This is a genomic window from Paenibacillus andongensis, from assembly GCF_025369935.1.
GTDB lineage: Bacteria > Bacillota > Bacilli > Paenibacillales > NBRC-103111 > Paenibacillus_E > Paenibacillus_E andongensis.
Window position 1 is genome coordinate 220,024 of record NZ_CP104467.1, and the last position, 12,189, is coordinate 232,212.

Annotated in this window: 11 protein-coding genes and 1 pseudogene; all 12 read left to right on the forward strand. The window is 46.1% G+C overall.

Annotated features, from left to right (window positions below; all coding sequences use genetic code 11):
- Nucleotides 1-51: 51 nt before the first annotated feature.
- The 12 genes and pseudogenes from yabG to mfd all read left to right on the forward strand — a co-directional run bounded on the left by yabG (nucleotide 52) and on the right by mfd (nucleotide 12,183).
- Complete coding sequence (gene yabG / locus NYR53_RS01000; RefSeq protein ID WP_261303551.1) at nucleotides 52-924, forward strand: sporulation peptidase YabG; 873 nt, start codon at nucleotides 52-54, stop codon at nucleotides 922-924.
- Between the two features lie 294 nt (nucleotides 925-1,218).
- Nucleotides 1,219-1,494, forward strand: a complete 276-nt coding sequence (gene veg, locus NYR53_RS01005; protein ID WP_028557365.1) for a biofilm formation stimulator Veg — start codon at nucleotides 1,219-1,221, stop codon at nucleotides 1,492-1,494.
- 105 nt (nucleotides 1,495-1,599) lie between these two features.
- Nucleotides 1,600-1,770: pseudogene (locus tag NYR53_RS01010) on the forward strand (small, acid-soluble spore protein, alpha/beta type); the annotation flags it as partial.
- Between the two features lie 480 nt (nucleotides 1,771-2,250).
- On the forward strand, nucleotides 2,251-3,105 hold the full coding sequence (ispE, locus tag NYR53_RS01015) for a 4-(cytidine 5'-diphospho)-2-C-methyl-D-erythritol kinase (RefSeq protein WP_261303552.1): 855 nt from the start codon (nucleotides 2,251-2,253) through the stop codon (nucleotides 3,103-3,105).
- Between the two features lie 199 nt (nucleotides 3,106-3,304).
- Nucleotides 3,305-4,141 carry a pur operon repressor gene (gene purR, locus NYR53_RS01020; protein ID WP_261303553.1) on the forward strand — a complete coding sequence of 279 codons (837 nt, stop codon included), beginning with the start codon at nucleotides 3,305-3,307 and terminating at the stop codon, nucleotides 4,139-4,141.
- A 4-nt stretch (nucleotides 4,142-4,145) separates the two neighbouring features.
- A complete protein-coding gene (locus NYR53_RS01025) occupies nucleotides 4,146-4,529 on the forward strand; it encodes a RidA family protein (protein ID WP_171690726.1) in 384 nt (127 codons plus the stop codon).
- 118 nt (nucleotides 4,530-4,647) lie between these two features.
- Nucleotides 4,648-4,932 carry a septation regulator SpoVG gene (spoVG, locus tag NYR53_RS01030; RefSeq protein WP_028557369.1) on the forward strand — a complete coding sequence of 95 codons (285 nt, stop codon included), beginning with the start codon at nucleotides 4,648-4,650 and terminating at the stop codon, nucleotides 4,930-4,932.
- 130 nt (nucleotides 4,933-5,062) lie between these two features.
- Nucleotides 5,063-6,475: a bifunctional UDP-N-acetylglucosamine diphosphorylase/glucosamine-1-phosphate N-acetyltransferase GlmU gene (gene glmU / locus NYR53_RS01035; RefSeq protein WP_290428982.1), complete on the forward strand. Its 1,413-nt coding sequence runs from the start codon at nucleotides 5,063-5,065 to the stop codon at nucleotides 6,473-6,475.
- Between the two features lie 154 nt (nucleotides 6,476-6,629).
- Nucleotides 6,630-7,277 carry a 50S ribosomal protein L25 gene (locus tag NYR53_RS01040; RefSeq protein WP_261303555.1) on the forward strand — a complete coding sequence of 216 codons (648 nt, stop codon included), beginning with the start codon at nucleotides 6,630-6,632 and terminating at the stop codon, nucleotides 7,275-7,277.
- Nucleotides 7,278-7,668: 391 nt separating this feature from the next.
- A complete protein-coding gene (pth, locus tag NYR53_RS01045) occupies nucleotides 7,669-8,229 on the forward strand; it encodes an aminoacyl-tRNA hydrolase (RefSeq protein WP_261303556.1) in 561 nt (186 codons plus the stop codon).
- Between the two features lie 127 nt (nucleotides 8,230-8,356).
- Nucleotides 8,357-8,587, forward strand: coding sequence for an anti-sigma-F factor Fin (fin, locus tag NYR53_RS01050; protein WP_261306234.1), 231 nt, complete (start codon nucleotides 8,357-8,359; stop codon nucleotides 8,585-8,587).
- A gap of 74 nt (nucleotides 8,588-8,661) precedes the next feature.
- The gene (gene mfd / locus NYR53_RS01055) at nucleotides 8,662-12,183 is read left to right on the forward strand and encodes a transcription-repair coupling factor (protein WP_261303557.1); all 3,522 of its coding nucleotides are present in this window, start codon (nucleotides 8,662-8,664) and stop codon (nucleotides 12,181-12,183) included.
- Nucleotides 12,184-12,189 lie beyond the last annotated feature (6 nt).

Sequence of the window (12,189 nt, forward strand, 5' to 3'; positions counted from 1 at the left end):
GCACCAAATGCCTAGTCTCGCCATAGGATACCCTTAGGAGGGGATTGTGCGATGAGGCAAGGAGACTTTGTTACCCGTAAATCCTATGGCGGCGACGTCATGTTTAAGATTGAGCGCATAGAGCAGCTGAAGGCTATCCTGCGTGGTGTGGATTACAGGCTGCTAGCGGATGCGCCTCTAATGGATTTGACCATTTCAAATCCGACTGATGTCATGGATCATCCGCGATCGAGTTCACCTGAATTTCGGGAGTCGCTCCGTCGACTGGCTGTATCCCAGCTGCAGCTGCAGGAGAAAAACCAACTCTCAATTAACCATAAAGAAAATGTCAATAAAAGCTACTTCGAAGTGCCTGGCAAAGTGCTGCACCTAGATGGCGATCCAACTTACTTACGTAAAAGTATGCAGATCTATGGGGAATTGCGTGTGCCTGCCGAGGGGTTTTATATTCCTGAAGCACAAATGGCGGATGCTCTTCATAGGCTGCTTCCGCAAATTAAGCCAGACATTGTTGTCGTTACCGGTCATGACGGAATACTTAAGCAACGTAAGGGTCGAGGTCCAAGCAGCCTTTCCAGCTATAAGAATTCACAAAATTTCGTGAATGCGGTGCAGATTGCTAGGCAGTATGAGCGCAACCGGGACTCCATGATTATTGTGGCTGGTGCTTGTCAGTCTCATTTTGAGGCCCTACTGAGGGCTGGAGCTAATTTTGCGAGTTCTCCTGCTCGTATACTCATTCACGCCTTAGATCCGCTTTGTATCGCGGCTAAACTGTCATATACTTCCGTGAAGGATACCATATCCATGCTTGATATCGTTGACTTGACGGTGACAGGTCTGGAAGGGTTAGGTGGGGTAGAGACGAGAGGGAGCTATCGCATGGGAGTTCCAGGTATTCAACATACAGAAGATCATGTCTAAATAGCCTTGGTACAAGTAAAAACAACATGAACCGACATCATATACGGTATGCTGCAGTAACACTTACCTGTCATTCTACTCCTTGGAGGGGGCTGACTGGGTGAGTGTTCTTTTTTTAGTGGAAAAGTGTGAATAATTTGCGAACTTTGGAGACAACCTGTAAGAGGGGGATTTCGAAAATTAAGTGAAAATGCCGTTGACAACAGGAATGTGGTGCTGATATAATATTTGCCCTCGTTTGACATGCCTGTCTGAATGGGTTATAATTAACTAGGAAAGAGGTGGTAGTTGACAATGGCAAAAAATGCGCTGTTGGAGATCAAACGCAGTTTGGAGCCCCACGTTGGGCAGAAGATCATGTTAAGAGCGAATGGCGGCCGTCGAAAGACTGTCGAGCGTTCTGGAGTTTTAGAAGAAACCTACCCTTCTGTGTTTATTGTGAAATTAGATCAAGAATCCCACGCTTTCAAACGAGTGTCGTACAGCTACGCCGATATCCTTACCGAATCCGTTGAAGTTACCGTGTGTAATGACGATGGACAGGTTCGCATCACCTACATCCAACATTAGCTTAATGCATTCCTATATGAGCAGACCCCAAGGGTCTGTTTTTGCATTTGAATGGACCTTACCGGGTTGGGCATACTATAGCAAAACTCTAAGGAGGTTCCAATTATGAGTCGCAGAAGAGGGATCATGTCGGAAAGCTTTAAATATGAATTAGCCAAAGATCTAGGGTTCTATGATGTGGTGCAGCGTGAGGGCTGGGAGGGCATCCGAACGAAGGATGCAGGGAACATGGTGAAGCGGGCGATCCAAATTGCTCAGGAACAGCTGGTGAAACAATATAACCCTTCGGCTTCTTCCGCCAATCAGACGCAATCAACGTATACTCAGCCGAATTATAATCAAACCACCTACAACCAACCTAACTACAACCAACCTAACTACAATCAACCTACTTCCAATAGGTCTAGCTACACTCCGTCGAATTATCATCAGTCCACCTATCCATCTGTTCCTGCTCCACAAACCTATTCGCAGTCTCAATCGAGCTTTAATCAGAATCAATATAGCGGAACGCAGCAAATGCAATCCTCATATACACCTGCAACCTACACGCAGAACACGACCAATGTAAACACCTATAGACCTTCTAATCCAATGCAACCTAATGCAGCGGGTTTAAATCAAATAATTGCGGGGTCACAGCAGGCAGCGCAAGCGGAACAGCGTCCCTTCTACAGCTAAAGCGAATGCTTTAGCTTTTTTTTTGCGCTTTTGTTATAATATTTTAACGGCAAACGAGCAAAAGAAGGTGATCTGATGAAGATTTTTGAAAAAGCACCGGCTAAAATCAATTTATCCCTTGATGTTTTACATAAAAGATCGGACGGTTACCATGAAGTTGAGATGGTCATGACGATGGTAGATCTAGCAGATCGGATCGAAATGCAGGAGCTTTCGCGGGACACCATCATCATATCCAGTCAGGCGGGGTATATTCCGCTGGATGAGAAGAACTTAGCCTTTCAGGCAGCACGCCTTATTAAGGATCGCTACGACGTCAAACAGGGCGTCTACATCCATTTGGACAAGCAGATCCCCGTGGCAGCGGGTCTAGCAGGGGGCAGCAGCGATGCGGCAGCGACGCTTAGAGGTTTGAATCGGCTTTGGGACTTAAACATCCCTATGGAAGAGCTGCAGGTGCTTGGAGCGGAGCTTGGCTCGGATGTACCCTTCTGTGTAACGGGAGGCACGGCTGTCGCGAGAGGGCGTGGAGAGAAGCTGGAGCCTATCGTCTCGCCGCCTCAGTGCTGGGTCGTACTGGCGAAGCCGCCCATTAATGTGTCCACATCGGAGATTTACAGCAAGCTGAATGCACGCGAGATTAAGCATCATCCTTCGACGGAAGGTGTGCTGAACGCGATTCGGGAGAAGCGATTCGATCAACTTTGCGGAAGCCTCGGCAATGTGCTTGAAGAAGTGACGCTGGACCTTTATCCCGAGGTGAGACATCTCAAAGAATGCATGCAGAGGCTTGGTGCGGATGGTGTACTGATGTCGGGCAGCGGGCCGACGGTATTCGGTCTCGTATCCAAGGAAGCGAAGGTACCCCGGATTTATAATGGGCTTCGTGGGTTTTGTAAGGATGTTTACGCAGTGCGGATGTTGACGTAAATGAAGTAGGACGGTTGCAGGGCCCGCGAAGGGCTCTTTTTCATTGTATAGAGGGTGGACTATGACTCCAACCATCGCAATAAATTGTGTTATATTGATGTTATGTTGATGTCAATATAATTTTCATGAGAAGCTTGAATAAATACGTATAAAAATGGTATATTTTCATTATAATATTCGGATTTTTGGGGGTAGTGCGATGAAAAAGTTGAAAAGGAGCGCTAGGCTGGTGGAAATGACGCAATATTTGTTATTCCGCCCCCATTCGTTAATCCCTTTAACGACTTTTGCCGAGCGTTACAACTCTGCTAAATCCTCCATAAGTGAAGATTTAGCGATCATCAAGGAAGTATTTGAAGAAGAAGGACTAGGCGAGCTGAATACTCTTGCGGGCGCCGCCGGAGGTGTGAAATTTTCACCAAAAGTGCCTAAAGAAGTATCACTGAAATTTATTCAGAGCCTTTGTTTACAACTGCAGCAACCAGAACGGATTCTTCCAGGCGGATATTTGTATATGTCAGATATTATGGGGCAGCCTCAATATTTGAATGAAATTGGCAAGACGTTTGCATCTGCTTTCGCTGATCGTGATATTGATGTAATTATGACGGTAGAGACGAAAGGCATTCCGCTCGCGTATGCGACGGCAACTTATATGAATTTGCCCGTTGTGATTGTCCGCAGGGATAGTCGAGTAACGGAAGGATCAGCGGTTAGCATCAACTATGTTTCAGGATCCAACAAGCGGATCCAGACGATGTCACTGGCGAGGCGTGCTTTGAAAGAAGAGTCCAAGGTGCTTATCATTGATGATTTCATGCATGTTGGCGGTACGATTCACGGTATGATGGATTTGTTAGCGGAATTCAAAGCCTCTGTTCAAGGGGTTGGTGTATTCATGGAGTCTTGTGAGGTTGAAGAGCATTTGGTTGATCACTATGTATCGCTTGCTCGTTTATATGGCGTAGATTCCAAGACCAAACAAATCACCGTAGAGCCAGGCAACTATTTTGACAGTAAAAAAGGAGATTCGTAAAGCGATGGAACTTATTTCAACAACAGCAGCACCAGCTGCAATCGGACCTTACTCGCAAGCGGTAAAGCTAGGAAACCTTCTCTTTACTTCTGGACAAATTCCACTTGGCTTGGATGGACAGATTGTAGAGGGCGGAATTAAGGAACAAGCTCATCAAGTGTTCGCGAATTTGAAGGGTGTGCTGGAAGCGGCAGGCTCATCATTCGATCAAGTTGTGAAAGCGACGGTTTTTTTGAAGGATATGAATCAGTTTGCAGAACTAAATGAAATTTATGGTTCATACTTCGGAGATCATAAACCGGCTAGATCCACTGTCGAAGTGGCCAGATTACCCCGCGATGTTTTTGTCGAAATCGAGTTAATTGCTGTGATTTCTGTCGAAATTTAACAGTTACATTAAGATTGTATAAAATTATCGAAAATTTCAAAAAAAGAAGAAGGAATTTGCACGACGATGTGGAATATTACACCCAAGTCTCAGAGATGGAAAAAGGTGGTGAACACAAGTGCAAATTACAGATGTAAGACTCCGCCGGGTCAACTCCGAGGGGAGGATGAAGGCGATTGCTTCCATTACCATTGATAACGAGTTCGTCGTTCATGACATACGTGTCATCGACGGTAATAATGGGATGTTCGTGGCTATGCCAAGCAAACGAACACCGGATGGTGAATTCCGTGATATCGCTCATCCGATTTCTTCCACAACACGCGAGAAAATTCAAGCGGCTGTCCTAGCTGAATACGATCGCGCAGCGGTAGAAGAAGAGGTAATTGAAGAAGGCGCATAATTCAGATTATTGAGAGAGCCCTTGGGCTCTCTTTTCTTTTAGGTGGTAATGATGCTATATTTGGTGGAGAACTCATCGATTATACATATAGTAGTGTGTAACTATTTATATTAAAGGGGTTGGATGTTAGTTGAAACTCATGGGGATTGTACTGGCGGCAGGACAAGGAAAACGCATGAAATCGAAGCTGTACAAGGTGCTTCATCCGGTTGTAGGTAAGCCAATGGTGGAACACGTTGTGGACACGCTGCAGCATATAGAAGTAACAAGAACATTGGTCATTGTTGGATTCGGGGCGGAAGCCGTGAAGGGACATCTGGGAGATCGCGTGGAGTATGCTTTACAGGAACAGCAGTTGGGCACGGGGCATGCTGTTCTTCAAGCGAAGGATGCTCTTGCCGAAGAGGAAGGGATGACGGTTGTCATTTGCGGCGATACACCGCTGATATCGGAAGCCACCTTGACGAGCGCCATTGAGCTGCATGAGCTGTCTGGAGCGTCTGCGACAATTCTGACAGCAAAACTCGATGAGCCTTATGGTTATGGACGTATTATTCGCGGAGAAGACGGCCGAGTAGCAAGGATTGTAGAGCAGAAGGACAGTAGCAGCGAGGAAGCGGCAGTTCAGGAGATCAACACAGGTACTTATATTTTCGATAATCGGAAACTATTCAAGGCCTTAGCGTCAGTTACGAACAATAATACGCAAAATGAATACTATCTGACCGATGTTATTGGGATTATGACAGGAGCTGGAGAAGTTGTTCAAGGCTACTGTATGGAAGACAGTGCAGAGTCAATCGGTGTGAACGATCGTGTTGCACTTGCTGAAGCCGAGCGGTTGTTTAAAGCACGTATCAACCGTGAACACATGCTGAACGGGGTTACCATTGTAGATCCATCTAATACGTACATTGAAAAAGATGTTACCATCGGTATGGATACGGTGCTGCTGCCGGGCACTATTTTGCGGGGGCGCACGGTGATTGGGGAACAATGTACAATTGGACCGCATACGGAAATTATCGACTCGACGGTTAGAGATGAGGTTACGATTAAACAATCCGTCCTTCAGGAAGCCTATGTGGATAATGAAGCTAGCGTAGGGCCGTATGCTTATTTGAGACCTGGCGCTAATATTGGGAAGCAAGTGAAAATTGGCGACTTTGTTGAGATTAAGAATGCGACGCTAGGTGAGGGTTCGAAAGTTTCTCATTTAAGCTATGTAGGGGATGCGGTTGTTGGTACGAATGTGAACATCGGCTGCGGCGCCATTACCGTGAACTATGACGGATTCAATAAGAGTTTAACGGAGATTGGCGATGATGCCTTTGTGGGCAGTAATGTGAATTTGATTGCTCCTGTGAAAATTGGCAAGGGCGCTTATGTCGTTGCAGGCTCCACTATTACACATTCCGTAGATGATGGCGATCTAGCGATTGCCCGCGAGAGACAATCCAACAAGCCGGGCTATGCTGATAAAATTAGAGCGCGAGCAAAAGCGAAGAAGGAAAGTAAAAAGAACAAAGAGATTAGTGAGTAAATTCATCATCAAGGAACGGTAAATCTCACTTTGTGAGGATGAAATTGGATGGAACTTCTTGAGGTTGGGTAGGCTATGAACTAGCTGTTACCCACTTGGCACTGCTTATCCAAGCAAGCTTGCTGAGCAAAACCCTTAGGAGGTTCTTTTTCTTATGGCATTTTCATTAAAAGCGGAATCCCGCAAAGAAACAACGAAATCGGATATTAAGCAGCTGCGTATCCAAGGTAGAGTGCCTGCAGTTGTATATGGCGAAAAGATAGGCTCTGCGGTTATTACGGTTGATCAGAAAGAATTAGTAGCGCTGCTGCGCCAAAATCCTCATGCTATTATTGATTTGGATATGCCAGACGGCAGTGGCAAGCAACCAGTTATGATCAACGAGATCCAGCGAGACAAATTAAAACGGGAGCGGCTGCTCCATATCGATTTTCATCAAATTAATATGGATGAGCCAGTTAAAACGGTTGTCGCCTTGGAATTTATTGGTGAGGCTGAGGGGGCCAAAGAAGGAGGCATTGTTCAGATTCAGATGCATGAGCTGGAGATACGGTGTTTACCAAGTCAGATACCAAGCTCGATCAAGGTGGACATTTCGAACGTCGGACTCGGAGACAACATACTAGTAAACCAACTCTCCGTCCCTGCGGGGATTGAAGTGAAGTCTGAGTCTCATGATTTGGTGCTTACGGTTCTTGCACCTCAGAAAGAAATTGCTGTAGAAGAGCCAGCCAATAATGAAGAAAAGGTTGGACAAGCGGAAACATCGAACGAGGCTGCGACTGAAGAACAACCGGTATAGTCCAAACGCACGACAAGGAACCCTCACCGATATGTGGAGGGTATCCTTTATCCCTTTGATGTAAGCGCTTAATATCCGGGTCGCGAAAGAAAAACGTGCGTATTTCGGTTGTAGAACGTATTATTTACTTTGATAAAGTACAAGGTGTAGATTTCAATGAAGCCTATATCCTTATGTACATTTTGATAGTATACTTGGACGGGAATACAGGATTCAGCATGATCTTGAAAATGAAGATCAGTTGAAAGCTGTTGACCATTTAGATACATAGGACTGATTCACCCACAGCTTTAAATTTGATGGTTAGTTTCTCATATAGGTAAACAATAACCTCTAGATGATGGTTCCGCAAAGGATTTTTTAGTTTAACTTTAGGAGGATTTAGAAGAAGATGAAATGTTTTATTGGACTGGGTAATCCGGGAAAACAATATGAGATGAATCGACACAATGTTGGTTTCATGGCCATTGACCGTTTTGCTGCCAAATGGGGTATTACTTCTTTTCAAAATAAAAGTAAGGGGCTTCTAGGCGAAGGTGTGGTGAATGGTACGAAGGTGTATTTGCTTAAACCGATGACTTATATGAATCTTTCGGGGGAATCCATGCGAGCGTTCTTGGACTTTTATAAAGCGAAACTGGAAGACGTGACGATCGTTTATGATGATATGGATACATCATTCGGTCAAATTCGACTCCGTTATCAAGGCAGCCCTGGCGGTCACAATGGGATTAAATCCATTATTCAGCACGCTGGAACGCAAAGCTTCAATCGCATTCGAGTGGGTGTGAACAGGCCTGCGCCCGGCTATAATATTGCCGATTATGTCTTATCTAACTTTTCCAAAGACGAGATGAAGTCGATTGATGAAGTGCTTGATCTCACCTGCGAAGCCATGCTGTTCAGTCTGAGTGAGTCATTCGAAAAGACGATGGCCAAGTTCAATAAATAAGTGAAGCCACCCGCTTCAGACATATTGTATGTAAGTAGACTATTCGAAAATGACAATGGCACTTTCGGCTAATTTCTCCGAAGAATGGCCATACTAGGATGTAATCGAATAGTCGAAGGAGGCATACATTATGATTAAGTATATTTGCAGACATTGTCATACCTTTGTTGGGGAAATTAATCAAAGTTCGATCACGGAGCAGCAGTTAGGCTTCCATTTCTTGACCCCCGATGAGCGTAGAGATATAATATCGTATAACACGAATGGAGATGTTACGGTAAGGGTCGTTTGCGATTACTGTCGTGAGGCGTTAGATGCAAACCCAGAATTGTCCCTGCTGGCCAGTCCGTTGCAGTAAAATTGATGAAGATAAAGAGTTAATAGCCGAGGCAAGTGTGCCGAGGCTTCTTTTTGTGAGGGGAGTGTACTTGTTTGCAAGCTTTAATTCAAGCTTTTTCTACGGATAGCGACTTTCAAACGATCGTGACAGGCCTCAGGTCCGATATGAAAGAGCAGCTCGTTGCCGGACTTACCGGTTCCTCCAGGCAAGTCATGATTGCCACTCTTGCCCGTGAGTTAGAGCGTCCGTTGTTCATTGTTACTCACAATATGTTCGCCGCTCAGAAAATAGCGGAGGATTTACTAGAATGTCTATCACCTGGTAAAGTGCTGCTCTACCCATCTCAAGAGCTTTTGACGACAGAAGAAGCGGCTTCCAGCCCTGAGATGCTAGCGCAGCGTATTGACGTTCTCACCAAGCTTGCTGGCGGCTTCCGTGGAGTTGTTATTGCCCCTTTTGCTGGTGTGCGACGACTGCTTCCGCTTAAGCAAGTATTCGAAGAAGCCCGCGTTACGGTCAACGTAGGGGATACTGTGCAGTTGGATGAGCTCCTAGCTACTTTATCCAGTCTGGGTTACGAGCGTGTGGAGCGGGTTGAGACCAAAGGTGAAATGAGTGTACGCGGCGGAATTCTGGATTTATTCCCACTAACGTCAGAGAACGCCATTCGGATTGAGTTGTTCGATGTCGAAGTCGACTCTATTCGTACTTTCGATGTAAGTGACCAACGTTCAATTGATAAATTAAACGCAATCACGATTCCTCCGTGTCGCGAGATTCAAGCGGATAGAAAGCGGTTACAATCGGCCGCCCAGCATGCCTATGAGCTGCTTCAAGATCAGTTGGAGAAAATGACGGACCGATCAGCCAAAGACAAGCTGCTCGAAGGCATCGGACATGATATTGAACTGCTTCGTGAAGGGCAGACGTTCCCTGGTATTTATAAATATATTTCGCTTTTATATACGGAAAGACAGACCCTCATGGACTACATGCCTAAGGATACTGTGCTGATCATCGACGAACCGGCTCGATTGCTGGAGACAGCAAAGCAGCTAGAACGCGACGAGGCAGAGTGGATGATGCATGCGCTGACAGAGGGGAAGAGCTTGCCGGCTTTTGTGCTGTCCAAATCGTATGAATCTCTGCTGCATCGCAGGCCTTTCCCGACCTTATATGTATCGTTATTTCTACGACAAGTGGCAGGAATTCAACCGCAAAATATCGTAAACTTCGTTTGCCGCGTCATGCAAAACTTCCACGGTCAAATGAATCTCCTCAAAGCGGAGATGGAACGCTGGAAGAAAAATGGAAGCAATGTCATTTTGCTGGCTAATGGAGAGGACCGCGCTGAACGTGTTCGTCGGGTGCTGCAGGACTACCAAATTGACGTTCCCGAAATCGTAGATGGCAATCTGCAAACTGGGTTTGAAATGCCTTCGATTCATTTGGTTGTTATCACGGAAGGCGAAATTTTCACACAGAAACAGCGTAAAGCGCGTAAGGTTGAGAAGAAGCTGGAGAACGCTGAGCGAATCAAAAGCTATCAAGAGCTTAAGGTCGGCGACTACGTTGTACACGTGAATCATGGGATCGGGAAGTATGTTGGGATCGGAACATTGGAAGTTGGCGGTATTCATAAGGATTACCTCCACATCATGTACGCTGGCGGCGATAAGCTGTCTGTACCGATTGACCAGATTGATTTGATTCAGAAATATGTAGGTTCTGAAGAGAAGGAACCGAAGGTTTATAAGCTCGGAGGCGCTGACTGGGCTAGAGTGAAGAGCAAGGCGCGGGCATCTGTTAAGGATATTGCCGATGAGCTGATCAAGCTCTATGCAGAGCGCCAAGCTGCAACTGGCTACGGATTCAGTAAAGACAGCTCTTATCAAAATGAATTCGAAGCGATGTTCCCTTACGATGAAACGCGGGATCAGCTTCGCGCGATCGAAGAAATTAAGGGGGACATGGAGAAAGCGCGTCCGATGGACCGTTTGCTCTGCGGCGACGTAGGCTACGGGAAGACGGAAGTTGCGGTACGCGCGGCCTTCAAGGCAGCGATTGACGGCAAACAGGTTGCTGTTTTGGTGCCGACGACGATTTTGGCTCAGCAGCATTACGAGACGTTCCGTGAGCGGTTCTCAGGCTATCCTTTTAATGTAAAAGTGTTAAGTCGTTTCCGCTCCAAGAAGGAGCAGACCGAAGTAATGAAAGGTGTCAAGAAAGGGACCGTTGACGTCGTTATTGGTACCCACCGCCTATTATCGCAGGACGTGCAGTTTAAAGATCTTGGACTCCTTATCGTCGATGAGGAGCAGCGTTTTGGCGTGTCCCACAAAGAGAAGCTGAAACGGCTCAAGACGAATGTGGACGTGCTCACACTGACGGCAACACCGATTCCGAGGACGTTACACATGTCCATGTTAGGTGTTCGTGATTTATCGGTCATCGAGACTCCGCCGGAAAATAGGTTCCCTGTCCAAACCTATGTGGTCGAGTACGGGCCAACGCTGGTTCGAGAGGCGATTGAGCGGGAATTAGCGCGTGAAGGTCAAGTGTATTATTTATATAACCGTGTACAAGGTATCACTCAGATCGCTGATCAAATTTCCATGATGATTCCGGATGCTCGCGTTACCGTGGCACATGGACAAATGGGCGAGCAGGAGCTGGAGAAGACGATCCTTGATTTCCTCGATGGCGAATACGATGTGCTAGTAAGCACGAGTATTATCGAGACGGGTGTCGATATTCCGAATGTTAACACACTGATTGTTCACGATGCGGATAAAATGGGGCTGTCCCAGCTGTATCAGCTGCGTGGACGAGTAGGACGATCTAATCGCGTAGCGTATGCTTACTTCACGTATCAACGGGATAAAGTGCTTACGGAAGTGGCGGAGAAACGCCTCCAAGCGATTAAAGAGTTTACAGAACTTGGATCAGGCTTTAAAATTGCGATGAGGGATTTATCGATTCGTGGCGCTGGCAACTTGCTTGGCGCTGAGCAGCATGGTTTCATTGCATCTGTCGGATTTGATTTGTACTCCCAAATGCTAGCGGAAGAAATTGCAAAGCTGAAACTAGAAATAGATGGGGAAGCCGTCATTCCAGAGCCGGAATGGAATACTTCCATCGATATACAATTGGATGCGTATTTACCATCCGACTACATCTACGACAGCATGCAAAAAATCGAAATTTACAAAAAAGTGGCCGCCATTCGAACGTTGGAAGAAGCCGCGGATCTGCATGATGAGCTAGTTGATCGCTTCGGTGATCTGCCGCAGGCCGTGTTCAACTTACTGTCAGTGGCTCGTTTGAAAGCATACGGTTCGGAGTACCGGATTGAAACGATCAGCCAAAAAGGGGATGATTACCTAATCAAGGTGCATATTGACCAGAATGGCAGGCTGGAAGGGCAGAAGCTTATTGCATTGTCCAAAGGCTTTGATGGTCGTATCAAGTTGAACGCGGACCCGCAGCTTCATATCGTTATTCGATGTAAAGGCATGAAACCAGAAGCTTCCATCGAATTGGTGGAGAAGTTTCTGGTACAATATAAGGATGTTCTGAAAACGAAAGGGGAATTACAGGATGTTGCCAAATGATACTAA